This window comes from Brevibacillus sp. AF8 (assembly GCF_021270385.1).
Taxonomy (GTDB): domain Bacteria; phylum Bacillota; class Bacilli; order Brevibacillales; family Brevibacillaceae; genus Brevibacillus.
The window spans coordinates 131029-157401 of record NZ_JAGQDN010000001.1; the positions used below are offsets into that span (position 1 = coordinate 131029).

Genomic DNA, 26373 nt, shown 5'->3' on the forward strand with positions numbered 1-26373 from the left:
CTATGGATAAAGAAGCTCAGCGAATCAACCTTAGACAAGAACAGTTCAACATGAAAGAGCTGCTTCAGTCACTTGTTGAAACGACTACGGACGCGATTTCAATTAGGGACATGCAGGGTAATATACTTTTTTTGAATAGTGCTTTTGAAAAAATCTATGGTTGGACGTATCAAGATCTCCTGAATGACCCGTACTGTCTTGTACCTGAAGATCTCATTAACGAGACAAAGGACATTTTCCACGAGATTAAATTTGCAGGAAAAAATATAACGGGCTATGAGACCGTGCGTCAACGAAAAAATGGCGAGATCGTTCAGGTTGGTCTAACAGCTTCCCCTATAAGAGATACAGAAGGTACGATTGTAGGCACTTCAGTCATCGCCAGAGATATAACGGACCGCAAAATGGCGGAAGAAGCACTTGTGAAAAGCGAGGCAAAGTACCGCATCCTTGTAGAAAATACGAGTGATGTTATTTGCCAACATGATGTACACATGAATAATCTTTTTGTATCTCCTTCTATCGAACACCACTTGGGATACACTCAGGATGAATTTCTTCAAACGAATAGTTTTGATCTCATTCACCCTGATGATGTAAAAACCGTGAAAGATATGCGTTCCTTAATCTCTATGCATCCCCAAAATGTTCAAATGGAGATTCGATTACGTCATAAAAATGGATCGTGGGTGTATTGGGAGTCACGTTGTGTTCCGATTATGTCTGAGAACAAAGAGATTGATAGCTTTCTATTCGTTTCACGCAATATCACCGAGCGGAAACACTCCGAAGAAGCCTTGCGCAAGAGCGAGGAACAATATCGCTTCATTGCCGAACACACGGCGGACTTCATTTCCGTGATGGATAAGTACGGTCACGTATCATATAGTTCACCTTCCCATGTGAAGAAATTAGGTACGAGCCATATTATTTTTGAGAACATACATCCAGAAGATGCAGCACTCGTCTGTGAGCGATTTTCCACGATGATTCAGTTCGATATCCCGGTTACATGTGAGTATCGATACAAACTGGAAAACGAGAAATGGATCTACCTCGAATCAAGAGGGATGCCGTTTTTTAGCTCGGATGGCGGAAATCAATACTTCATCAATATTACACGTGACATAACGGAGAGGAAACAAAATGAAGAACTTCTCCGCAGAACAGAGAAGTTGTCCGTCATCGGTGAATTGGCTGCAAGTATCGCGCACGAAATAAGAAATCCGCTTACGGCATTGAAAGGCTTTATCCAATATTTGCGGCCAACACTATCGGGGGGCGCTACTTATACAGACATTATGTTGTCCGAGTTAGATCGAATCAACTTTATTGTGAGTGAGCTACTTGTATTGGCCAAACCGCAAACGCTGAATGTGAAGCGGATTCTTTTACACCCGCTCATTGAAAGCGTGGTAAAGTTTCTTGAATCAGAAGCAAATCTCAACAACACTACAATCAACACAATATTCAGTCATTTTCCGATAGCGATTAATGGAGAAGAAAATCAAGTAAAACAAGTCTTTATCAATATATTGAAAAATTCCCTCGATGCTATCACGACGAATGGCATAATCAGTATAGAAACCACATGTCTACCTAATAACCAAGTGCTGATACGTTTTACCGACAATGGATGTGGCATTTCCCAAGAACTGCTGCCCAGGCTCGGTGAACCGTTTTATACCACGAAAGAGAAAGGAACAGGCTTAGGTTTACTTGTCAGCAATAAAATAATGAAAGATCATCAAGGAACCATCACCATCTCAAGTGAGATCAACCAGGGTACCATCGTAGAAATCATGTTTCCCATTTCGAAATAGGAAGGTGATCCTTATGAATTCGCAAATCGTTTTTGATATGGTAGTATTCACCAAATCTCCACCTACGCGCGTTGGAAAAGTCAGAATAATTAGAGGGGGAGAAATTCATGTGGAGGAAGTTTCTGCTTCATCCGCTTGCAGTTCGATACAGTGTGTTTATGATCGGACTGGCGGTCATGGCGTTAGGCATAGGCATGATGATTGAGGCTCATTTAGGTGTTGCGCCATGGGATACACTGCATATTGGATTACAGAAGACATTTGGACTGACCATCGGCATATGGTCGCAGATCGTGGGAGCCATGATCATTCTCGCTTCCTACATCATTGGCAAGATCCGGCCTAACGTGGGTATGTTTTTAAACATGTTTTTCTTTGGGCTGTTTATTGACATTTTTATGTGGCTGAACTGGATTCCTACAGGAGAGACCGTTGTAGAACGAGCTATTTTGTTCGTTGTCGGTCTGCTTATCTATACGATCGGAACAGGGATGTATATATCACCACGATTGGGAGCGGGTCCACGTGACAGTTTTATGTTAGCATTACATGAACGAATGGGATGGGGCATCGGTAAAGTCAGGATCGGTATAGAGTGCACGGTCATGGTGTTGGGCTTGTTACTTGGCGGGCCTGTTTCGGTGGGGACATTTGTGACGGCCCTTGCCATTGGACCGCTGATCAAGCAGTTTATTCCGATGTGGGAACGAATGTTGGCAAAACCGTACGGAACAGCAAAAACAGGGTAAAAGAAAAAAGGGTGCTCATACTGAGTACCCTTTTCAACTTTGTTGCGGCTTGCGTTCAACCAGATAGGATGCGATTCCCAAAATCAGACCCAGTCCTACGAGCATCGCACCGACCCATGGGAGGGAGGTTATATCAAGATGTGTAATCACCCATCCACCAATGAAAGCGCCAGTAGCATTTCCTAGATTTCCGGCAGAATGACTGGAGGTAGAAGCAAGTGCTGGTGCATTCTGAGCGAGATTCATCACCCGTACTTGCAGCCCTGGAAATACAGCGAAAGAAGCAGCTCCCCAAAGAAAGATGGTCAATACGGCAGCTATGGGACTATACAGGGTAAACGTAAACAGCGTCAGAATGATGCATATTATTAAGTAAAGTCCGAGAATGGACGGCATCAGCTTCCAATCCGCAAGCTTTCCGCCCACGATATTGCCGATGGTCACACCACAGCCGAAGAGGACAAGAATCCACGTTACATGATACTCAGCAAAACCGGTAATTTGCGTCAGCAGTGGCGTTATATACGTAAATACGGTGAATAAACCTGCATTGCCTAGCGCTCCGATCAAAAGGTATAGAAGAAGCTTCGGCTTGAGTAGGGCAGTAATTTGCCCAGTGATACTCCCCGTATTTTCTTGCCGGATGTTTGGGACGAAAATGAGTATTCCGATCAGTGCTATCATTCCCATGATCGCAATAGAGCCAAATGAGGCCCGCCATCCCATGTGTTGACCAATGAAAGTCCCCAGAGGCACACCAATAATATTAGCAATCGTCAGACCTGCCATCATAATGGAAACGGCTGCGGCACGTTTGTCAGGACTTACAAGACTGGAGGCTACAACAGCCCCAACCCCAAAGAACGTCCCGTGCGTCAAAGCGGTGATCAGGCGTGCTCCCATCAATATTTCGTAGTTGGGAGCAAACACAGAGATTCCGTTCCCGAGAATAAATAGAATCATAAGGAGACAGAGTAGCTTCTTTTGGGGAATCCGATGGGTGAGGACTGTCAGGATCGGTGCGCCGACGGCTACCCCCAGAGCATACATGGTAATGAGTTGTCCCGCAGATGAAATACTGACATTCAAATCCTCTGCAACATTCGGCAAAAGCCCCATAATGACAAATTCCGTCATCCCAATGGCAAAAGAACCGACGGTAAGAGAGAGCAATGAGATAGAAGACTTTTCCTTGTTGACCTGTTTCTTGATACTAGTTTGAGATAACGCCATGAAGTCAATACAACCTTTCTGTACGATAAAATCCGTTTGTGGTGCGGGTAAAGATTACCTGTTCCACTTTGTTAAGTCAAGGTATTCTTCTTGTATAAATGCAAAAATCCTACTAGAAAATACTAGAGCGCATCCCTGGAAGGGTGATCGAGTTCGAGAAAAGGAATAAAGAACGACAAGTCTACCGTTGACAGACACCCAAATTGTGGTTATGATTTACTCGATAATAATCGTAATCATTACGGTTTATTTTTTTGAGTGTTAAATCGTAATGATTACGGTTAATCTAAGGTCATTAGCTTTTCATCAAAAATATGGTAAGAGGGTAGGTTGAGATGAAACGGGAAATCGATTTTATAAAGTTTAATCCCACACAAAATATGACCATTCTTGTGAAAAACAATCATCCAGCTGAAGAGTATACGCACATCGCCTCAAAAATGATGTCCTACGCTAGTGTCCATGCTGAACAAGTGGGTTTTATTGAAAAACCGAATAATCATGGAGCAGCAGCACATCTACAAATGGCTGGGGGTGAGTTTTGCGGCAACGCATGCATGGCATTAGCGTTGCTTATCGCGCATGAAAATGGTCTACAGCATCATGATTTGACCGAAATTGTTTTGGAAGCTTCCGGCACAGATCATTTCGTTGTTTGTCAAGTGAAAAGAATTAAAGACGAATATTACTGTCAAGTTTCGATGCCTCTTCCCAAAAAGATCGAGCAGCAGTCAATCAACTATGATGGCGATGAAATAAACATGGTGATTGTGAGGTATCAAGATTTCTTTCACATCGTGATTGAAGTAGACCAGTTCAGTGAGGCGGTAAGAAAACGTGCGGAATCTTTAGCCAAGCTGCTTGGAGTAACAGTAGGGTTGAGTTTAATCGGGGTGCTATTGTATCAGCCAGCTTCGAATGAATTGGCTCCACTTATCTTTGTTCCGTCATTAGATAGCATGATCTGGGAAAACGGCTGTGGGTCAGGTACTGCTTCACTTGGGGCCTATCTGGCTTGGAAAAAGCAAGGCGATATCGCTGCTCACATTAGGCAACCGGGAGGCACGATTCATGTAACGGCCTCTTGGCAAAAAGAAGAAGTAACAAGTCTCAAAATAGAGGGTGCAGTCGGAATCGTGGCACAAGGCAAAGCATTCATCGAGATTCAAGATAGCAAGGGGAGAACGGAATGAATAGACCAGAACAGTTGCATCAACAGTTGACTGCATTTCTTGAAAGGTTCACCCATTTAGCCGATCGATATGACGGTACCATCCATTACAGCTCGGAGTTAGAGAAGATCATCGATGAGTATTCTACTTTCATAACGGATGAAAGAAACAAAGAGGCCTGGGAGCAGATAGAACAGCCAATCGTAAACCAATTGAACCAGCTTGTGGAGAATGTAAGGAAATCGTCGGCGATTTGCGTTGCGATTATGGAGAAATATCGTGCGCTGAAGCTGCTAAAAGGGATTGACGACAAGACCGACTACTTTCAGAACATAGAATCTTGTATTGAAGAAGAATTTGGGAGTTTTCAAGTTACTGTTGATTCAAAGGTGTTGATGGTAGGCTCAGGTTCCTTTCCCATGACGCCATTATTGATTGCGAAGCGGACTGGAGCAGAAGTAGTTGGTATCGACATTGATGAGGAGGCCATCGAACTAGGACGGAGTGTTGTAGAAAGGCTGGGAAGTGGATTGTCTATCCGCTTGGAGAAAGAGTTTGTGGAACGACTTGATATGACGAAGGATGCAACCCATATCATCTTTAGTTCAACGGTTGCAAATAAGTATGATCTCCTGGAACAATTACATCCATTGACAAATGACCAAGTGATCGTGGCGATGCGATACGGCAATCAAATGAAATCCCTTTTTAACTACCCGATGAGAGAGGTAGATCAGCGGAAATGGAGGCTGATTGAAACCATCTTGCGTCCCGAGCATGTATTTGATATCGCGTTGTACAAAAAAGCATCGGCTGCATGCTGATCTTAAAAGGAGGTTTCTATGGGTGATATGAAACGAATCTTGCTATTGGGAACAGGTCCTGCTTCCATTCAAATGGCTGTCATGCTTAAAAAACATTGGAATTGTTGCGTCGGGGTCGTTGGGCGTGAGTCTGTTCGTTCCAAATCATTCTTTACTGCACTTAAGCAAAGCAGTCAGCAAATTCGCGCAGATATTCAAAATGAAAAGCATCAAAAGATGGAAGGCGAATGCCAAATCGATCATGTATTCCATGGATACGGGAGCGTTACAGGGGAATGGGATACCTTCATATTATCTGTCACAACAGATGCATATACAGAGGTTTTACAACAAATAAATGATCAGGTTTTACAACGAATAACGTGCATGGTTTTGGTTTCTCCCACCTTTGGTTCCAACAGTTTACTACGCCATTATTTAAACAGGATTGGTTCGAATGCGGAGATTATCAGTTTTTCTACATACCTTGGTGATACACGCTGGTTCCATGATAAGCCTTCAAATCGAGTGATTACGACAGGGGTTAAGAAAAAGCTTTACATCGGCTCGACGCGCTCTTTCTCCCCGAATGTAAAAAGACTTTGTGAGTTATTTGAGCAATTAGGTATTCAGTTGGAAGTCATGGACTCTCCGATCGAAGCGGAAACGCGAAACATATCGCTATACGTGCATCCGCCACTGTTTATGAATGCTTTCTCCCTTCGTGTGATATTTGGAGAGGAACCAATCAAAAAGTACGTATACAAAATGTTTCCAGAGGGCCCCATCACGCAATATCTCATACGCGATATGCTGGCTCAATGGAAAGAGATTACCAAAGTGGTGGAAAAGCTCAATATAAAAGGGCTCAATTTGCTAAAGTTCATGACAGATGACAACTATCCGGTCAGGCTGGAAAGTCTATCACGTGATGATATCGAAAACTTCGTTCAGTATGAAACGATTCATCAAGAGTATTTATTGTTCATTCGATATACCTCACTGTTGATTGATCCTTTTTCGGAGCCAGATTCAGATGGTAAATACTTCGATTTTTCTGCTGTCCCCATCCAGAAAATATTTATGAATAAAGAAGGGTATTGGGATATCCCGCGCATGCCAAAGGAAGATTACTATCGGATAAAAATGATTCAGGGCATTGCAAGATACATAGATATCAGCTGCCCGACAATTGATACATTCATTGAAACGTACGAGAGTAAAATTTCGGAAGCTGCGCGAACACGTAAGGGTGAACAGTTATCGGATGCGTTCGTTGTGCAAAGCTTTGCAGAAGATTTGAAAATGATATGTAGTGAGATCGAAAAGGGTATCGGATCAAAGAAACCATACTAACACGTATTTTCTGGAGGAAATGGTATGACAAGAAGAATGGGATCTTTATTAAGGACTTTCATGGTCTCCGTCGTTCTGCTGGTTGGCTGCAGTAACGGTGATATGGAAAAAACGGAGTCAACCAATAAAGGGAAAGAGATCGTGTATGCCACTTCGAAAGATATTAACGATATGAACCCACATTTTTATTCCGGCTCCATGCCAGCTCAAGGGATGGTGTACGAATCGTTGGTGGAAAATACAGAAGATGGGATCAAACCTTCGTTGGCTGAATCTTGGGAAGTTTCCGAAGATGGAAAAGTGTACACGTTTCATTTGAGAAAAAACGTGACGTTTCATGATGGAGAGCTGTTTAATGCGGAAGCAGTAAAAAAGAATATCGAAGCGGTGCAAAGCAATGCAAGCAAGCATTCCTGGATCAAGCTATCAACAAAGATCGTGGCCTGCAATGTACTCGATGAGTATACGGTTGAACTGGTCTTATCCGAACCGTACTACCCGACTCTGGTCGAATTGTCGATGACAAGACCTTATGTATTCATCTCGCCTAAAAATTTTGTGAACGGGGGAACCAAAGATGGTGTTAGTGGTTATAACGGAACGGGTCCCTATAAGCTCACTGAGCATAAAGTCGACCAGTATGCCGTATTTGAAACGAATGAAAATTATTGGGGTGGCCCACCTAAAGTGAAGAAAATCACAGCCAAAGTACTTCCCGCAGGAGAAACTACTTTCTTGGCACTGCAAAAGGGAGAAGTCAACGTTTTATTTACGGATGATCGAGGAGCTAATAGTCTCGATGTGGCAGCCATGAATCAATTTGTTGAATCAGGTGAACACCAAATCATTCGCAGTCAACCAATGAACACAGGCATAATTGTCGCCAATAGCAGCAAAACAGAGAGCCCTGTATATGAAAAGGCTGTACGCGTAGCGTTTTGGCATGCGATTGACAGAGAGACCATCAGCAAACAAATATTTGAAGGCACGGAACAACCAGCGTATACCCTTTTCTCTTCGAATGTGAATTACGCCAACGTGAAATTAGAGAAGCGGGGGTACGATTTGGAAAAAGCGAAGAAGATTTTGGAGGAGGCAGGCTGGGTTATCGGGAATGCGGGCGAATTCAGAACGAAAAACGGAAAGCTATTAACAGTGAAGCTCTATTATGATGTAAATTCGTCCACGCAAAAAACGCAGGCTGAATTGATTCAAAATACGGTAAAAAGGATTGGGGTTCATCTGGAGATTATTGGCGAGGAGTCATCTTCGATTGCGAACAGAAGGTCTACAGGTGACTATGACCTGCTTTTTAATCAAACATGGGGACTCGCGTATGATCCGCAGAGCACAATCGCTGCTTTTACCTCCAAGTCTTCCTATTACCATTCGACAAGAGGCATCGCGCAAGCTGATGAGCTCTATAAAAAAATAGAAGAAGTCATGGTGACGACTGATGAGGAACATAGAAAATCGTTATATACCGATATTTTGACCATGGTCCATGAGGAAGCCGTATTTATTCCGATTACGAATGGAAGAGTCACGATCCTGGCTCCCAAAAACCTGCAGGGTATCTCGTTTAAGCAAACGCAATTCGAGCTTCCATTTGAGCGGATGTACTTTGAATAAATACGGAAAAAAGGAGCGTGCCATGGGTAGCTATATCATCAAAAGGTTCATGCTATCGATTCCTTTGGTCCTGATCGTATCGTTTGTAACGTTTTCTTTCATTCATCTATCTCCCATGGATCCTGCCGAAGTGGTCCTGCATTCGCAAGGCATCCCCACAATAACGGATGAGTTACTTGCGCAAACCAGAGCGAAACTTGGGATGGACCAACCCTTTTTGACCCGGTACCTAAACTGGGTTGCTTCATGCTTGCAGCTTGATTTTGGAGATTCATACATAACGGGAAAACCCGTGTGGTCTATGCTAGGACCAGCCTTTTTCCACACATTAAAGCTGACGTTGGTTTCGGCCTTTGCCATCGTTTCGCTGTCCATCGTTTTGGGAGTGGCATGCGCATTGAACGCAGGCAAATGGGTGGACAAATCAGTCAGAGGCGTTTCATTTTTCCTGACATCGATGCCGTCCTATTGGCTCGCCGCTCTGCTGATCTGGTATTTTTCCGTCAAGCTGGATTTGCTTCCGACAAGCGGAATGGAGTCGTACAAAAGCTATGTATTGCCCGTTGTTGTGATTACAATCAGCTATGCTGGCATCTATTTTCGAATCATCAGAAGTTCCATGTTAAGCAACATGAATGAAGACTATGTTCTCTACGCAAGGGCATGCGGCTTATCGGAGAAAAAGATCACGATGCACATTCTCAGAAATTCATTGCAGGTGGCCATTTCTGTATTTTGCATGGCGATTCCCATTATTTTGGGAAGCACAGTCGTCGTGGAAAACATCTTTGCTTGGCCGGGACTCGGCACGCTAAGTGTCAAATCCATTTTAAGCAGGGATTTTCCAATCATTCAAGCCTATGTCCTTGTGTTGGCAGTCGCTTTTATTCTGTTCAACACCGTTTCCGACATCATCAATGCGGCATTGAAACCCAAAATAAGGGATGGTCTATAGATGAATCGATTACAAAATGTGTGGAAAGACAAGGTTGCTGTCCTATCCTTATCCGTTATCTCGCTTACAGCAATGGCTGGGATATTTGCACCTTTCGTTGCACCGCATGATCCCGCAGAAGTACATATGGAGCTTCGATTTGCATCCGCATCATGGGAGTATCTCTTGGGCAACGACCACTTAGGGCGATGCGTTTTATCCAGACTCATTTACGCGATTCGTCCCAGCATGCTATGGGTCTTCGCTGCGCTGCTCCTATCTGTATTGATTGGGTCAATTGTAGGGGTTCTTGCGGGTTACTTTCGTGGAAAAACAGATGCCTTCTTGATGCGTGTTTGCGATGTGATCCTTTCTTTTCCGGGATATGTCATGACCCTGGCGATTATCGGCATTTTGGGAGTAGGCTTTGAAAATGTAATCATCGCCTTTGTATTGATGAAATGGGCGTGGTTTGCTCGAATCATCAGAGCGTCAGTCATGCAATATGCGGAATCCGACTATGTAAAATTCTCAAAGGCAATCGGCGCAAGCAATATGGGAATCATGATCAGGCACATGATTCCGGTTGCATTGCCCGACATTGCTGTCATTTCAAGCAGCTCCTTCGGTTCGATGATTTTGCAAATATCGGGATTCTCTTTCCTCGGTTTAGGCATTCAAGCACCGGAAGCAGAGTGGGGCATGATGTTGAATGAAGCGAGAGACGTCATGTTTGCCCGCCCGGAATTCATGCTAGCTCCCGGTTTGACCATCGTGATCGTCGTATCGGCCATTAACTATTTGTCTGATACGCTTCAAGTTGCTTTAGATCCCAAATTGATGACTTCTACCTATAACCAGCAAGGGTTAATAAGAGCCTCTGCCGTGAAGCTCGAAGGAAAAGGGGTGGCAACCGGAAGATGAACATTTTGGAGGTAAATAACCTGAAAATCTGGGACAGCCGCAATGATCGAGTGATCGTTCCAAACAGTTCCTTTCATGTGAAGCAGGGAAGCTGTCTGGCCATTGTAGGAGAAAGTGGAAGCGGGAAGTCGGTTACGTGCAAGGCCATCATGAGATTGAATAAGGCCGGGCTTCGCCAATCGGGAGACATTCTATTACGAGGAGAAAACCTCATGGAGCTCTCAGAACAGGAGATGAGGAAAAAGAGGGGAAAGCAGATTTACATGATTTTACAGAATGGCATGCGTGCCTTTGATCCCTCTTGCGTGGTGGGCGTTCATTTAAAGGAAACGCTAGTGGAGCATTTTGGATGGAGCCGTGACGAAATTACAACCAAAATGAAAAATGCCATGGAAAGCGTCATGCTGAAAGACCCGATAGAGGTAATGAATAAGTATCCCCACCAGTTGTCGGGTGGAACGCTGCAGCGGGTCATGATTGCGCTGGCTATCGTATTGGAGCCTGACATTCTGATTGCGGATGAACCCACGACAGCACTTGATACAATCTCGCAGTTCGAAGTGGTTGAACAGTTCCTGCAATTGCGCGATCGAATGGGCTGCTCCATGATCTTCATCTCTCACGATTTAGGGATTGTCAAATTAATGGCAGATGAGGTTCTCGTCATGAAAGAAGGAGAAATTGTTGAAAACGGGACGACACAAGCCATTTTCTATGAACCGCAGCATACCTATACCCGTTACTTGCTCTCCACGAAGCTGGCGATGAATCAACATTTTAAGAGGGTCATGGGAGGAGTTAGTATTGCTGAGCGTTGAGTGTGTTGAGAAATCATACAGAAAAGGCGGATTGTTCTCAAGGGAAAGAGAGCAAGTGTTGAGTAACATTAGCTTCGAATGCAAGTCTGGGGAGTGTCTCGGCATCATCGGAGAAAGCGGAAGTGGTAAATCGACATTAGGAAGATTGCTCCTGGGGATAGAAAAGCCTGATCGAGGTACCATCTTGTTTGAGGGCAAAAAAGTAGAGGATCGAAAAGTAAGAACAGGGAATATCAGCGCTGTTTTTCAAGATTACACTTCTTCGATCAATCCATTATATACGATTGAGGACGCCATTCGGGAGCCTTTGCAAATGAAAAGAAGGGGACGAAAAGATGTTCGAAGCGAGATTGATCATTTATTAAGTCAAGTAGGGTTGGATCCTTCCTATCGAAAGAAATATCCTCATGAGCTATCAGGGGGGGAGGCTCAGAGGGTATGCATAGCGAGAGCCATTTCCACGGAACCGAGATGCATTCTATTCGATGAAGCAATCAGTTCATTGGATGGGTCTGTGCAAATGCAAGTGCTTGAATTACTAAAAGATTTGAGAAAACGTTACAAGATTGGCTATATCTTCATCACTCATGATATACAGGCTGCCGCCTATATTTGCGACAGAGTCATGATCATACGAAATGGTGAGATCGAAGAGATTGTGAGGGTTGAAGACTTAAAAGATGTTCAATCCGCCTATACGAGGAAACTGCTGCAAATGACTATTGCTTAAAGGAATTGGCAATAAGAGTGAGCAGAGGATCAGAGGAAGGAGCAAGAGCTATGAGAGGGGCTCTGTCTTGGTCATTTTTACGTTTATACATATTGACTCTTTTGTATTTTAGTGCGAACTCTATTCTGAATGTCATTATTCCGTTAAAGGGTGCAGAGTTGGGTGCGACCAATACAACAATTGGAGTCGTTATGGGAGCGTATCTGTTTACAACCATGTTTTTTCGGCCGTGGGCAGGCCATATCATCCAAAAACATGGACCAATCAAAGTGCTCCGCACGATTCTTATTTTCAATGGAGCGGCTCTCATTTTATATACGTTCACTGAATTAGAGGGTTTTATTGTTGCCCGTATTCTGCAAGGGATGTGTACCGCTTTTTTCTCCATGGCCTTACAGCTGGGGATTATTGATGCGTTGCCGGACAAAGATCGTTCACAAGGGATCTCTCTGTATTCCTTATGTGCTTATTTGCCTGGTATTTTTGGCCCTCTACTCGCTTTAGGCATCTGGCAAGCGGGGGATAGTTCTTATTTTACAGTTGCCATGGTCACCATTGCGATCCTTACAGGAGTGGTGGGTTATAGCGCCAGCATCGACAAAAAAGTAGCTGAGCCTGCTCCGAGTCAGACTGAACAGGGAGCAACCATGCTTGGTTCCGTGAGCCAATTGGTCAAAAACCCGTATTTATGTAAATGCAGCGTCCTGATGCTGGCGGCATCCATTATATTTGGAGCTGTGACAACCTTTATACCGCTGTACGCTGTACAAATCAACTACGGGAATGCGGGAATTTTCCTGATGCTTCAAGCGGGTACCGTCGTATTATCACGGTTTGTGTTGAGAAAAAAAATTCCATCAGACGGCAAGTGGCGTTCCTCGTTTATGATGGGAATTATGCTCATTCTTGCGGTAGCGGCGTTAAGTGTAAGCTTTTCTAGCGTGGGTGGAGCAGCCTTTCTCTACGTAGGGGCCATATTAATGGGAATTGCTCAAGCCCTTCTTTATCCAACGTTAACGACGTATTTGACATTTGTTCTACCAAAGACGGATCGCAATGTGTTAATCGGGTTATTCATAGCTATGGCCGATTTGGGTGTTTCTCTGGGAGGAGTCATCATGGGGCCAGTTGCTGATCATTTCTCTTATTCCTTTATGTATATGATTTGTGCAATCTTAGGTGTGACGATGATCATTTTTGCCTATGAACGAAGCAAAGCTTCTGTTGGATTACGATAAAACCGATGATGTTCATTGCTGAAGCTCAATCGTGTAAGCAAGAAAACGGTTATCCGTAGATCGTCTTTGGGCACGGAGGAAAATATTCAGGTGGCAAGCCGAGTACATGTTAGGAGATGATACCTAGCGTTTACTCGGCTTTTTCATACGCAGATGCGAAGTACAGCACAGTATCTATTTAACCATCATTTAGCGTCACAAAAGATAGGGGAAGGTACCTATTTGAAAGGTGCTCCCCGTCTTTTACGATTGGGTCATAGGGGAAATGATCCCAATATCTTTCAGTATGGAGGACCAATAATGGATCAAAGTCCGACTTGTTTTGAACGCTCTGGCGATGAAGGAAAGGCGATGGATAACGGATATCTGAAACAAATCTTCGACCACTTGCAGGACGGGATTATTCTCATGGATCAGGAACGAAAAATCATGGTAATGAACCCATCCGCAGAGAAAATGACCGGTTGGAAACGAGGAGAAAAGGTCCCGTTCTGCTCCTACTGCCAAAACAGAGAGTTGGAACCGGGAGAAGAACGATGTTATTTGCTCGCCAAACGGGAGGTTCCCTATTTTCTTTCTGCGATGCCTACCTATGAAGGACGGTACGTAGACATGGAGATGAGCACGGCTGTCATCTATGAAAATGGTGAACAAAACATGCAGGATGTCCTATTAGTTTTAAAAGATATGACGGTCAAGAAAAAAGAGGAGGAGGTCAGAATCTCCAAGCAGGTGCTGCAAAAAACGCTAGAAGCTCAAGAAAATGAACATAAGCGCCTGGCCCGTGAGCTGCACGACGGCGTAGGACAATCCTTGTATTCCGTTTCGGTAGGCATTCAAGCGATTCAAGCGCACCTCAACGAGAAAGGACAATTCCGGGACTTCATGCAAGAGATCGTAAATGAGCTGGAAAAAGCGATACAAGACGTCAAGCTGTATTCTTTACAGCTGCGTCCGCATAGTCTCGATCAACTGGGTCTGATTCCTACGGTACGGCATCTGGTTTCCAGCTTGAACAAAGCACATCAGGATGTTTCCATTACCTTTTCCTACAGTAATGTCAGTGATCATTTTCAGCCAAACTTGGAAATCAATCTGTACCGTGTCATCCAGGAAAGCTTACATAATGCACTGAAGTACGCGAAGGCGACACTCATTGAGGTGATCTTGTACAAGGAGGACGACCTACTGACTTTGCTGATTCAGGACAATGGAATTGGATTTGTGCGCGATCAGGTTCAAGTTGGTCTGGGCCTCAAACATATGGAAGAACGAGTGGATCAAATGGAGGGGACTCTTCAGATTCAATCCGTGCTTCACGAAGGTACTTCGATCAAGGTAACGGTAGTAGGACAGGGAGGGGGAGTAGAGTGATACGGGTGCTTTTGGTTGATGATCACACGATGATTCGGAAGGGATTGCGTGTGCTTCTCGAAAGTTACTCTCAAATTAAAATTGTCGGAGAGAGTCACACAGGCAATGATGCCATCCTGAAAGCCAATGAGCTAAAACCCGATGTAGTGCTCATGGATTTGTCATTGCCGAATGGGCTGGATGGGTTTACCGCGAGCAATGAGATTCGCAAGTCGAATTCTTTCGCGAAAATCGTCATCTTGACTATGCATGACGAGGAGATTTTTGTCCAGAAAGCCATCACCGTCGGAGCCCATGGATACATTTTAAAAAACAGCCATGGAGAGCTGCTGTATCAAGCCATTGTGGAGGTTTACAGAGGCAAGCGCTTTTACAAGACTTCTGTATCGCAAGAGATCATTAATCTATGGCTGAAATCGGATGCCAAAACGATACCTTCTGTTTTAACGCTACGTGAAAAGGAGCTAGTCAGACTCATTGTGCTTGGCTATACCAATAAGGAAATAGCAGATAAGCTGTTGATCAGTGTCAAAACTGTGGAGAACCATAAAACGAATATCATGCAGAAACTAGGACTGGATTCTAAGCATCAATTGATCCAATACGCCATAAAAAATAGATATCTCGATTTGGCATTTTAATTTGCATAGATCAAAAAGTAGGGGACTTCCCCTATATGGAAAAAAGGACAGGCGAATAAACTGAATAGAGAGACTACACCTCAAGAACCATCATCGTACACTTGGAAACCATATCGTCGTCGAAGGAGGAACTATGGCAAAACAAGTACACTATACGGTTGTCATCGTGGGAGCAGGCTCAGCCGGTATCTCTGTTGCTGCCCGTCTCGTCCGGGCTTCCAAAAGGCTCAGAGGACAAGTCGCCATCATCGATCCCGCATCCAAGCATTATTATCAGCCTTTGTGGACATTAGTCGGAGGTGGTGCTGCAAAAAAGGAGAAATCCGAGCGTGATCTGTCTGCACTGATTCCCGCAGGCGTCGACTGGATTTGCGATGCGGTCACCATGTTTCAACCAGAACAACATACGCTTCATACGAAACAGGGGGCCGTCTTTTCCTATGACTACCTCGTTGTTGCAGCCGGTCTGCAACTAGATTGGGAAGGGGTAAAGGGCTTGAAGGATGCCGTTGGAAAAAACGGTGTTTGCAGCAACTACGCATACCAAACGGTTGAAAGTACATGGGAAGCCATCCGGAGTTTTAAAGGCGGTACTGCCATTTTTACCCACCCGAATTCACCCGTAAAGTGTGGCGGGGCCCCTCAGAAAATCATGTATTTGGCCGATGACTACTTTCGCAAGCTCCAAGTTCGCAAGCAGTCACAGATCATTTTTGCATCGGCAAAGGGAAGTATTTTTGACGTTCCTACGTATGCCAATACCCTCAACAACGTCATTCGTCGAAAGAACATCGAAACGAGATACAAGCACAACCTATTGGAAGTGCGGGCGGATACGAAAGAAGCTGTATTCGAGAATCTGGAAACCAAAGAGCAGGAAGTATGGAAGTATGACATGCTTCATGTGACCCCTCCCATGAAAGCGCCCGATTTCATTGCAAACAGCGCATTGGCAGACACAGGAGGTTGGGTGGATGTCGATCCATTTACACTTGTGCACAAAAGGTTTCCCACTATTTTCGGTATTGGCGATTGCACGAATCTTCCCACGTCCAAAACCGGAGCTGCGATTCGCAAACAGGCACCAGTCGTCGAGAAAAACCTGCTCGCGCTGATCAATGGGACTCCCTTGGCTGCCAAGTATGACGGTTATACATCCTGCCCACTCGTAACGGGGTACAACAAACTCGTGCTAGCCGAATTTGATTACAACCTGACACCGTGTGAAACCTTTCCTTTTGACCAATCCAAAGAGAGATTCAGTATGTACCTGATGAAAAGAGAACTGCTTCCCATCCTTTATTGGAATGGCATGCTTAAAGGATTGATGTAAATGTGGCTGCGCAGGTAGAGTATGGCGTGGCTGTCTTCCAAGAAGCAAAAGTGCGAGCCGAGCGTAAAAGCGAATCTGTTTCCGTGGCGCTTCTCGAAGTTCTCGTGGGAAAATTAAACGAATAAGAGATGTTGTAAAGGGAGGAATGAACCATGTTATTGCGTTACTTTTTTGATGAGAAATTGGCCCATGCATCTTATCTGGTTGGCTGCCAAAAAACCGGGGAGGCGATTGTGATCGATCCTGCCCGTAATCTGGCTCCTTATTTTCAAGTCGCCAAAGAAGAGGGAGTTACCATTGTAGCCGCCACGGAAACCCACATACACGCTGATTTTGTATCTGGTGCCAGGGAATTGGGGGCAGTTCACCAAGCGAAGCTGTTTTTATCCAATGAGGGCGATGAAGACTGGAAATATCAATACTTGGAGGGTTTGAACCATCAGCTTGTCCACGATGGAGATCGTTTTTTTATCGGAAACTTGCTATTTGAAGTTATGCATACGCCTGGCCATACGCCTGAGAGCATCTCCTTCCTTTTGACTGACCATGGAGGGAATGCAGATCGCCCCATCGGGATCTTCACGGGAGATTTCGTCTTTGTCGGCGATATCGGCAGACCGGATTTGCTCGAAAAAGCGGCGGGAATGAAGGGTACGTCCGAGTCAGGTGCACGAGACATGTTCCAGTCCCTCCAAAAATTCAAGCAACTGCCGGATTATATGCAGGTATGGCCAGCTCATGGCGCAGGAAGTGCTTGCGGGAAAGCACTGGGGGCCGTGCCGTCTTCTACCGTCGGCTACGAAAAACTCTTTAACTGGGCGATGTCACACTCTAGTGAAGAGGAATTCGTTCAGGCACTCCTTGATGGACAACCAGAGCCGCCAACGTATTTTGCAGTGATGAAGCGCGTGAATAAGGAAGGCCCTGCTTTGCTCAAGGAACTCCCCGTTGTTCAAGAGTTCAACTCGCTTGAAGCGGTCAAGGAATCGGTGGAAAACGGACAGCTGATCGATACGCGTCCTTTTCAGAAATTTGCGAAGGGGCATCTGGCGGGAACTCTTCACATTCCTTTTAACAAGTCATTTGCCAACTGGGCGGGCTGGATTGTCGATTACAATCGCCCGGTTCACATTCTGGCCAACCCAGATGAGCTGGACGAGATTTTGCAAGCCCTGCATTCCGTAGGGATTGATCATGTCACAGGATATATCGACTGCGGCAAGTTAATAGAAAGGGAAGCGTCTTCGCTCGAGACAATCGAGGAGGTAACACCGCTGGAGATTGCAGATCGCGTGGAAAAAGGAGAGGTTCACGTAGTAGATGTTCGTAATTTGGCTGAGTGGAAGGAAGGACACATTCCGGATGCACAGCACATCATGCTCGGTACACTCGCCGTGCGGCTGGTTGAGATTCCTCGCGAGAAGCCACTTCTTGTACAGTGCCGTTCCGGTGCCCGATCCGCTATTGGCGCCAGCATTCTGAAAGCAAACGGATTCAAAGAAGTGATGAATTTGAGCGGCGGAATATTGAAATGGCAACGAGACGGCTTGGCAGTCGTAGAACTAGGATAAAACGAAGCGAGGAGTTGCAAGGGTGAGCCTATGACTATCGACCTCGTAATCACACTGTTTGTTATCGGTTTCGCGGGATCATTTATCTCTGGTCTCGTCGGGATCGGGGGCTCCATCATCAAGTATCCGATGCTTCTGTACATTCCGCCCGCCCTTGGATTCGTTGCTTACACAGCTCACCAAGTATCCGGAATAAGTGCCGTCCAAGTATTTTTTGCCACCCTGGCTGCTGTTTGGACTCTACGCAAAGATCAGCTTATCCATTACCAGCTCGTTGTGTACATGGGAAGTGCCATTATTGTAGGGAGCTTGCTTGGAGGATATGGAGGAAAATATCTTTCAGCAGATGCCATCAATATCGTCTACGCCATTCTGGCCACCATTGCTGTAATCTTGATGTTCCTGCCAAAAAAGCGAATGGACGAACGTGAACAGACGACCGAGATGATCTTTCATAAGCCAACAGCTGTATTATCCGCTTTGATTGTCGGAGGTGCCTCTGGAATTGTAGGGGCAGCTGGCGCTTTTATTTTGGTTCCCATCATGTTGATCATCCTTAGGATACCGATAAGAGTTGCGATTGCTTCCTCTCTTGCCATCACCTTCCTTTCTTCCATTGGATCGACCATAGGAAAATGGATGGCAGGGGATATATTGTTTTGGCCATCCGTGATCATGGTATTCGCCAGCATCTTGGCAGCGCCGCTCGGTACAAAGGTCAGCAAACGTTTGGACACCCGGATTCTCCAAACCATTCTAGCCTTGTTGATCCTAGCCACGACAATTAAGATTTGGGCCGACATTCTTGCATTTCCATAAATAATAAAGAAAAATAAAAGAATGTTCTATGAAATTACATTTCATAGAACATTCTTATCGAGAGTGGTGGAGGGACTGGCCCGATGAAACCCGGCAACCTTCGTAATCTACGGTGACAAGGAGCAGTTTGCATAAAGCAACTGCTCTTTGTTGAAACTCGTTTCCCAATTGATGAAAGTATCCTAAAATAAAGAAGAAAGGAGGATACTTTCAAACTGAAATCGGCAGAAAATTATCAGACTATACTGAACTTGAAGCGATCAAGAACGCTTTTCACAATCGATATCAATCCGTGAAGAAACTCACGAACGAAGGGGTATCAAACATATGACAAACACCATACATTCAATAGAATTCATCAAGCGCCGTCAAAAACTCGCGGAAAAAATGCCAGACCACAGCGCACTTGTCCTCTTTTCAGGGGTTGTCAAGACACGCAGCAATGACGATAAATATCTGTTTTCACCAAACCGCAACTTCTATTATCTAACGGGCATTTCGCGCAGCAACCTCATTCTCATGATCACAAAACGCGCTGGCATCGTAAACGAAACGCTATTTCTTCAGCGCCCAAATGAGCTGGAAGCGAAATGGACAGGGGCGGTCTTATCCGATCAAGAGGCGAAGGAGCAATCTGGTATTGAACACTTCGACTATCTCGATGAGTGGCTGGAGTCATTTGGAGTCTTTGTGAGGCGCTGCGAAGGCAAGTCCTCACTCTATCTTGACTTGTATCGCTATCAGTGGAGCGACGAGCTGACCCCTGCAGACAATTTTGCCGAAGACGCGCAGAAGAAATACCGGACCCTTCAAATTCACGATGCGGGCCCATGGCTGAAAGAACTGCGTATGTTGAAGAGTTCGGCCGAAATCGAAGAGATCAGACGTGCGATTACGATCACGGATGAAGCAATCCGGCGCATGTGGTCGTATGCACGTCCTGGAATCATGGAATATGAACTAGAGGCGCACTATGATTTCACGTTGAAGTCGCACGGTGTTCGCGAGCTTCCTTATTTACCCATTATTGCTAGTGGCGTCAATGCTACTATCTTGCACTATGAAGCGAATAATCAGCGTGCGGTAGATGGTGACTTGGTCCTCCTCGACCTCGGTGCAGCATCGAATTACTATGCGGCTGATATTTCGCGAACGTTTCCCGTAAATGGTCGCTTTACTGAACGACAGAAAGCGATCTATCAACTCGTGCTCGAAGCAGAAATCAAGACCATCGAAGCAGTGAAGCCTGGTGTCACACTTTCAGAACTCAATGATGTTACGAAACAGGTCCTGACAGATGGTCTGCTACGTCTCGGTCTCATCCAAGACAGCAGTGAGCTCTCCAAATACTACTATCATTCCGTGTCACATCACCTTGGACTGGATACGCACGATTTCTCAGATTACAATGTTGGCTTGCAGCCTGGTATGGTGATCACGATTGAACCAGGTCTGTACATAGAGGAAGAAGCCATTGGGATTCGGATTGAAGATAATGTGTTGGTAACAGCAGAGGGCTGCGAGATACTCTCGTCACAGATCCCGAAGGAAATCGAGGAAGTGGAAATGTTGATTGGGAAAAAGGAATAGCGAAAGCTTAGTGTAACCATAACAAGCTCTGTTATGGTTACTTGCATGTGAACATCTCCTTACAAAAACTAGTAAAACGACAAAGAAATGTCTAATACATCTTCCAAAAAAAACCATTTGATTGTAAAATAAAGTAAAACTAAAAGGGTGATCCAATATGGGGGGACTGCTAGGGACATTGCACCAGTCGCTGCGGTCAGAAATCGAACAACATCGGCGAGCGCGCGGTTATACATTAAGCAAACTAGGGGATTTAACTGGTATTAATCCGGGGACATTGAGCGAGATTCTAAATGGGAATCCACCTCGGGCTATCACAATAGGTCAATTAGATGCGCTCGCTTCGGTGTTTGGCTACGAGCCAGGCTGGATGTATGAACTATATCCCGATGAATGTTTATATGAAGGGAAAATTTCGCGCCCCCGATTGATACCTTATTTGATTCGAAGCGCTGAGAATAGGCGAAAGGATTGCATTGAAGCTGTTGCCTCCCAATTGTTGGAGAATCCCAAAAATATTTCCATCCTTTTTACTGTGGCAGAGCAATTATATGAGGAGGGAAAACTGGGAAAGGCGGTGCCATTCTATGAGTACGTAATTGAGAACGAGAAAGATAGCTACTCAACCCAGTTTGTGATGAGTCACTACCGATTATTTCAGGCAATTCTCGGGACAAATGCCGATGAAAATGAGAAGGCTGTTATTCGCTTTTCATTATATCGAAAGCGATTACCCGAAACGGATCAATTAGACGCCTTATTAAATTTGGCGAAGGTTTGTTTCACTTTGCAAAAATGGAGTGAAGCAGAAACTTACGCAGATGAGCTACGAGAGCTTTCCAAAATTATTTATCAAGATAAGCTGCAAAAACGCAGAAAAAATCGAGCGGCAGAGTTGATAAAAACAGAACGCCCACTCGTCTACTACTATGGAATGGGTTATTTATATAAAGGATTAGTCCTACAGATGCAAGGCGCTTATTCACAATCGAAAGAATATGTACAAGCATACGCCGATTTATATTGGTTTGAACTTCTGGACGATGAAGGGTTACGAATCGTTGAGCGGTTTGCTGTCTTTGCGAAAGCGAATTTTTACACACTGGAAGTATTAATGGGAAATGAAGATATCATTAAGGAATACACCGACTATCTGGCGGAGCAGCCTGATGAAATACTTCCGGGCCTCGTTACAATTATGGAAGCTGCTAATAAATATCATTTTTGTGTCGATGAGGTTTTATTACGCCTCTCTGAAGACATTGGTAGATTCCATGAACGAACATTGTTGGTTAATATGGTTCAGCACCTCCAATATCGATATCAGAAAGCAATATATGATTTTACAAAGGGGCGCATTGAAAGTGGACTCAATGAAACCCTGCACTGTTTCGTACTATCGAATTTGATGAATCGACATTATGATGCTCTGCAATGCGTACAGTTGTTTGAAAAATATCGACATCTTGCTTCTCCATCACAGATTCTCCAATATCAAGCCATTGTAATTGGAGAGAAGAAGGCTGAAGCTACATTTATAAACGAGTTGTAGGACGCTGTATCAACAATTACTAAAAAAGATGATAAGTAGAGAGGATGAAAAAGAATGAAAAATGTATTCCTGGCCCTTCTTCTAACGTTTGGGTTTAGCAGTGGCATCGTTTACGAACCACAAAAGTCTGAGGCCCAACACGTAATTAACTATCAGCATGGTGCAGATTTTTAGAAACAGTTTTTATAAGACACGAAAAAACATCCTTTCGATAGGATGTTTTTTTCTATTCAATTTTTTCTTAGTTGGTGAATTCTTGCATATTGATTTATAGTTATTAATGTCATATTTTGTAAATCATAGGAGGTGCTTAACATAAAAGGTATCGCAAGTTCATTAGAAAGGGACGTCTCTGTGCACCCAGGAACATCCCCGAAAAGCAAGGGCACGTTCTGGGGCGCGGGAATAGAAGTAAGTCGCCACCACTTGGATCTGGAAACAAGCATCGAACAACTACGACAGCAAATGATTGAATTGGCTGGAAAACATGGTCTAACAAGTGACGTAGTGTTGGGGGTAAGCCAGCAATTGGACAAGTATATAGTGATGGCGCAAAACAACCATAAAGTGGATAGCATTTGGTAAAGGATCCACGATCGGTCTATTAAAACTGATTGCAAAAGAGGAACCCTTAAGAAAAATGGGTTCTTTTTTACGTCATTTTTACCGCCGGATGGATGCTGACCGCTTCAGAGGAACCACCGAAGGATGAAAAATCCAGTGAGGTGGTTCTTTTTTTCTCTCGTCTCCCATGCCATCATTATAGACGGGGGCGATGAAGGATGTTCCAGGATTTCAAGCTTGTTGGTGACCGTCCAGTCGCGATACAAGTGAAAGAATACGTCAAACGTTTAATTATCAAAGGTGCGCTTCAGGCAGATCAAAAGCTGCCCTCCACCCGAGAAATGAGCAGTCTGTTAAAAGTGAGCCGCAATTCGGTCATTGCTGCATACGAAGGCTTAGAGGATGACGGATTTACGTATGCGATTCCAGGAAAAGGCAGTTATGTTACCACGATGGTGGGCCATTTGACTGCGGATAACGAAGGAACTGACGGCTATGCCTCCTGGCAAATCGACTGGAAGGCACGAATGAACGAATATGCTGTATCTGCTGTAGAACTGGACATGATGAAGCAAGGCATACGCGGCAAAAAAGAAACCATTTCATTTACAAGCATCGCGCCGGATGAGCAGTTGTTTGACTTGGGGGATGTAAGGCGGGCGTTTTTGGATCGGATGGCAGTCGAAGGGCAGGTCTTACTCAACTACGGCTATGCCAAGGGCTACAAGCCACTGATCGATTACTTGATGCGATATATGGAGAATAAGGGCGTCGATTTAAGCGGTAAGGATATGCTAATAACAAACGGGTTTACAGAAGGTTTTGACATCGTGTTGTCGGTACTTCGTCCTTCTGCGCGCCGTGGGGCAGCCATTTGTGAAAATCCGACCCATCATACAGCGATCAAGAATTTGAAGTTGCAAGGATTTGAGATTACCGGCATACCGATGGAGAGTGATGGTATGGATGTGGAGCAGCTTGAGGCGGTGTTGCATAAGCAGACAAACAGCTTCGATTTGGCCTATTTGACTCCTTCCTATCACAATCCGACAGGCATAGTCATGTCGCCAGCGAAGCGCAGTGCGGTTATGAAATTACTGATGCATTATCAGATTCCGGTGATCGAGGATGGATTCAACGAGGAGTTGCGCTACTCGGGAGCGCATGTTGCGCCATTAATCGCCACAGCAGGGCAGGGGAATGGTGTCATCTATATTGGTAGCTTCTCCAAGGTACTGTTCCCTGGATTGCGAGTGGGCTGGGTGCTCGGAGACAAGGCATTGATCGACAATCTGGAAAGCATTAAGCGTGCACGCACCATTCACACTTCAACCATCGATCAATCAATACTCTATCAATATTTGCTAAATGGAAACTTTGATAAATATGTCAAAAAAGCCCGTATGGAATATAAGCGCAAATATGAACTGACAAAGGCATGCTGTGAAGTATATCTCCCTGAGGCGCAGCTATCTGGGGACGGGGGCTTGCATTTGTTTCTTACCTTTCCGCAAGGCGTAAATACACGCCAACTGCTAGAAGCTTGCACAGAGCAAGGGGTCATTTTTACACCGGGGGACAAGTTTTTTATTCAAGAAGGAACAGGGACGAATACCTTGCGACTAGGTTTTTCACGAGTAACGGATGAAAATATCGAGCGGGGGATTCAGATAATCGGCAAACAGGTGCGCCGCTTTCTGGAGACATAACGATTACAAACTACACAACCATTTGGAAGAAAAATGAGGTGTCATCATGAAGATAGGCGTTATTATGGGTGGTATTTCTTCAGAGCGAGAAGTTTCGCTGAAGACTGGTCAAGAGATGATCAATCATTTGGATCGGAGTCGCTACGAGGCAGTTCCCATTGTCATTACTCAGCGAGCGGATTTAATCACGCAGGTACAGCAGGCTGGCATCGATTTCGCGCTGTTGGCACTGCATGGTCAATATGGTGAGGATGGCACAGTGCAGGGAGCACTGGAGACACTTGGTATTCCCTATACAGGAAGCGGTGTCCTGGCAAGCAGCCTATGCATGAATAAACAACTGTCCAAGATGCTGTTGAAGGCAGCGGGCATTCAAACGCCTGCAGGACTTTACTGGAAGGACGTTTATGATCCACAAGCGGTGAAGCAATTGGGTTACCCGGTGATTGTGAAGCCAAACTTGGGGGGATCCAGCATAGGTGTCCAGCTCGTGCAAAATGAGAAGGAGCTGCTGTCGGCTGTTCAGGAAGCCAGCCATTTGGATCAGGGGATCTTGATTGAGCCCTATTTGAAAGGGACGGAGTTAACCTGCGCGATTCTGGATGGCGAGGTACTACCGATAATCGGCATTCGCTCCGCACATTCAGAGTGGTTCGACTACCGAGCGAAATATGAGGATGGGGGCGCGGAGGAGGAGGTGATCGAGCTTCCTCCCGTTACCCAGCAGCGTGTGCGCGAGGCTGCGCTCGCAAGCTACCAACTGCTGCAGTGCAAAGTCTATGCAAGGGTCGATATGATTTTGTGTCAGGATATACCTTACGTATTAGAAGTGAACACCTTACCGGGGATGACCGCAAACAGCCTGTTTCCAAAGAGTGCAGGTGCAGCAGGTATGACCTTTACACATCTGTTAGACCGTATTATTGCCAGCTCGCTCCACGAACGGAAACGGGAATGGGGGAACACTGTAACAGGATAACATCTATACGAGTGATCTAACGGAAGAGAAACCCTACATGTATGGGGTTTCTCTTTGTTTCATTGACTGGAGTAGTGAATGACTACGGAACATTTTACAATACGATCTCCGTTGTTCCGATAAATGTGAGGTCTGTCTGCTTTAAAAATAAGAGTATCCTCTGGCTCAACTACGTAAACTTGTTCATTGACGACAACCTCTAGCGTGCCTTCATTTACGAGAATAAACTCCTCAACGCCAGTAGTATGCGGTTCTGCTATACGCTCGCATCCTGGTTCAAGGGTTACTGAAAAGATCTCAAACTGCTGTTCGGGATTATATGGGACTAGTGGATACACACGATATTGACCGTTATTTTCAATAATGGGGTTTACTTCCTTCTTTTTTATGATCGTGACATTCGGCTTGTATTGACTAACGAGTGAAGAAAAGGACAAGCGCAACCCACTAGCTATTTTCCAAAGGGTAGTGATGGTTGGCGCAGACTTGCCTCTCTCAATTTGTCCGAGCATCGTTTTGCTAACCCCTGTTATTTCAGAAGTTTTATCCAAGCTCAAGTTTCTTTCTTTTCGGATACGCTTTATATTCTCACCAATATTTGTGTGAAACTCTTCCATAAATACCCTCCATTGAATTCGGACGTTATATTCCATGTATGTACGCTATATTCTGCAATTAATCTGTATATAGCTCGGACCAGACACTATATAGTCCAAAATATACGAAAAGAGGTGCTATGTCTATGGAGAACAAGATCTTTCAAGGATCACGGAAAATTCCGATGGAAATGTTGCTGCTGTGTTAACGATTAATCATTCAGGTCTGAGCT

The 26373-nt window shown here is 44.8% G+C and carries 24 protein-coding genes and 1 riboswitch; of the genes, 22 read left to right on the plus strand and 2 right to left on the minus strand.

Annotation, left to right across the window (positions count from 1 at the left end; translation table 11 throughout):
- The first annotated feature begins 2 nt into the window (after positions 1–2).
- Positions 3–1823, plus strand: coding sequence for a PAS domain S-box protein (locus KB186_RS00455; protein ID WP_232772854.1), 1821 nt, complete (start codon positions 3–5; stop codon positions 1821–1823).
- Between the two features lie 107 nt (positions 1824–1930).
- A complete protein-coding gene (locus KB186_RS00460; protein ID WP_232772855.1) occupies positions 1931–2572 on the plus strand; it encodes a YczE/YyaS/YitT family protein in 642 nt (213 codons plus the stop codon).
- 33 nt (positions 2573–2605) lie between these two features.
- Here the strand turns inward: KB186_RS00460 and KB186_RS00465 are convergent, their stop codons facing one another.
- On the minus strand, positions 2606–3805 hold the full coding sequence (locus KB186_RS00465; protein ID WP_232772856.1) for an MFS transporter: 1200 nt from the start codon (positions 3803–3805) through the stop codon (positions 2606–2608).
- Between the two features lie 335 nt (positions 3806–4140).
- Between KB186_RS00465 and KB186_RS00470 the strand changes: the two genes are divergently transcribed.
- From KB186_RS00470 to KB186_RS00560, 20 genes are all read left to right on the plus strand, one after another.
- The gene (locus KB186_RS00470) at positions 4141–4998 is read left to right on the plus strand and encodes a histidine racemase CntK family protein (RefSeq protein ID WP_232772857.1); all 858 of its coding nucleotides are present in this window, start codon (positions 4141–4143) and stop codon (positions 4996–4998) included.
- Positions 4995–5801 carry a methyltransferase domain-containing protein gene (locus KB186_RS00475; protein WP_232772858.1) on the plus strand — a complete coding sequence of 269 codons (807 nt, stop codon included), beginning with the start codon at positions 4995–4997 and terminating at the stop codon, positions 5799–5801. The genes KB186_RS00470 and KB186_RS00475 overlap by 4 nt, the downstream gene beginning before the upstream one ends.
- 18 nt (positions 5802–5819) lie before the next feature.
- On the plus strand, positions 5820–7136 hold the full coding sequence (locus KB186_RS00480) for an opine metallophore biosynthesis dehydrogenase (protein ID WP_232772859.1): 1317 nt from the start codon (positions 5820–5822) through the stop codon (positions 7134–7136).
- A gap of 24 nt (positions 7137–7160) precedes the next feature.
- Complete coding sequence (cntA, locus tag KB186_RS00485) at positions 7161–8768, plus strand: staphylopine-dependent metal ABC transporter substrate-binding lipoprotein (RefSeq protein WP_232772860.1); 1608 nt, start codon at positions 7161–7163, stop codon at positions 8766–8768.
- Positions 8769–8790: 22 nt separating this feature from the next.
- The gene (gene opp1B / locus KB186_RS00490; RefSeq protein ID WP_232772861.1) at positions 8791–9723 is read left to right on the plus strand and encodes a nickel/cobalt ABC transporter permease; all 933 of its coding nucleotides are present in this window, start codon (positions 8791–8793) and stop codon (positions 9721–9723) included.
- On the plus strand, positions 9724–10626 hold the full coding sequence (cntC, locus tag KB186_RS00495) for a staphylopine uptake ABC transporter permease subunit CntC (protein ID WP_221866951.1): 903 nt from the start codon (positions 9724–9726) through the stop codon (positions 10624–10626). It abuts the gene before it with no gap.
- Positions 10623–11444 carry a staphylopine uptake ABC transporter ATP-binding protein CntD gene (gene cntD / locus KB186_RS00500; protein ID WP_232772862.1) on the plus strand — a complete coding sequence of 274 codons (822 nt, stop codon included), beginning with the start codon at positions 10623–10625 and terminating at the stop codon, positions 11442–11444. Before cntC ends, cntD begins: the two co-directional genes overlap by 4 nt.
- Positions 11431–12174 carry an ABC transporter ATP-binding protein gene (locus tag KB186_RS00505; RefSeq protein WP_232772863.1) on the plus strand — a complete coding sequence of 248 codons (744 nt, stop codon included), beginning with the start codon at positions 11431–11433 and terminating at the stop codon, positions 12172–12174. The genes cntD and KB186_RS00505 overlap by 14 nt, the downstream gene beginning before the upstream one ends.
- Positions 12175–12224: 50 nt before the next feature.
- Positions 12225–13412 (plus strand): staphylopine family metallophore export MFS transporter CntE, encoded by a 1188-nt coding sequence (gene cntE, locus KB186_RS00510; protein ID WP_232772864.1) that lies wholly within the window; start codon positions 12225–12227, stop codon positions 13410–13412.
- Positions 13413–13712: 300 nt separating this feature from the next.
- Positions 13713–14786 (plus strand): PAS domain-containing sensor histidine kinase, encoded by a 1074-nt coding sequence (locus KB186_RS00515; RefSeq protein ID WP_232772865.1) that lies wholly within the window; start codon positions 13713–13715, stop codon positions 14784–14786.
- Positions 14783–15427: a response regulator gene (locus KB186_RS00520; RefSeq protein ID WP_173609210.1), complete on the plus strand. Its 645-nt coding sequence runs from the start codon at positions 14783–14785 to the stop codon at positions 15425–15427. The genes KB186_RS00515 and KB186_RS00520 overlap by 4 nt, the downstream gene beginning before the upstream one ends.
- 133 nt (positions 15428–15560) lie before the next feature.
- Entirely contained in the window at positions 15561–16760 is a 1200-nt protein-coding gene (locus KB186_RS00525; RefSeq protein ID WP_232772866.1) for an FAD/NAD(P)-binding oxidoreductase, read from the plus strand.
- A 2-nt stretch (positions 16761–16762) separates the two neighbouring features.
- The gene (locus tag KB186_RS28220; RefSeq protein WP_255688264.1) at positions 16763–16885 is read left to right on the plus strand and encodes a hypothetical protein; all 123 of its coding nucleotides are present in this window, start codon (positions 16763–16765) and stop codon (positions 16883–16885) included.
- Between the two features lie 27 nt (positions 16886–16912).
- Positions 16913–18331, plus strand: a complete 1419-nt coding sequence (locus tag KB186_RS00530; RefSeq protein ID WP_232772867.1) for an MBL fold metallo-hydrolase — start codon at positions 16913–16915, stop codon at positions 18329–18331.
- Positions 18332–18361: 30 nt separating this feature from the next.
- Entirely contained in the window at positions 18362–19150 is a 789-nt protein-coding gene (locus tag KB186_RS00535) for a sulfite exporter TauE/SafE family protein (protein ID WP_232772868.1), read from the plus strand.
- A 51-nt stretch (positions 19151–19201) separates the two neighbouring features.
- Positions 19202–19328: riboswitch (SAM riboswitch) on the plus strand.
- Between the two features lie 149 nt (positions 19329–19477).
- Positions 19478–20740 (plus strand): aminopeptidase P N-terminal domain-containing protein, encoded by a 1263-nt coding sequence (locus KB186_RS00540; RefSeq protein WP_232772869.1) that lies wholly within the window; start codon positions 19478–19480, stop codon positions 20738–20740.
- Positions 20741–20897: 157 nt separating this feature from the next.
- A complete protein-coding gene (locus KB186_RS00545) occupies positions 20898–22292 on the plus strand; it encodes a helix-turn-helix domain-containing protein (RefSeq protein ID WP_221866942.1) in 1395 nt (464 codons plus the stop codon).
- A gap of 354 nt (positions 22293–22646) precedes the next feature.
- Positions 22647–22877 carry an aspartyl-phosphate phosphatase Spo0E family protein gene (locus KB186_RS00550; protein ID WP_173609204.1) on the plus strand — a complete coding sequence of 77 codons (231 nt, stop codon included), beginning with the start codon at positions 22647–22649 and terminating at the stop codon, positions 22875–22877.
- A gap of 197 nt (positions 22878–23074) precedes the next feature.
- On the plus strand, positions 23075–24565 hold the full coding sequence (locus tag KB186_RS00555) for an aminotransferase-like domain-containing protein (RefSeq protein WP_232772870.1): 1491 nt from the start codon (positions 23075–23077) through the stop codon (positions 24563–24565).
- A 46-nt stretch (positions 24566–24611) separates the two neighbouring features.
- Complete coding sequence (locus KB186_RS00560; protein ID WP_221866940.1) at positions 24612–25544, plus strand: D-alanine--D-alanine ligase; 933 nt, start codon at positions 24612–24614, stop codon at positions 25542–25544.
- A gap of 59 nt (positions 25545–25603) precedes the next feature.
- Here the strand turns inward: KB186_RS00560 and KB186_RS00565 are convergent, their stop codons facing one another.
- Positions 25604–26161: a helix-turn-helix domain-containing protein gene (locus KB186_RS00565; protein WP_221866939.1), complete on the minus strand. Its 558-nt coding sequence runs from the start codon at positions 26159–26161 to the stop codon at positions 25604–25606.
- Positions 26162–26373: the final 212 nt, after the last annotated feature.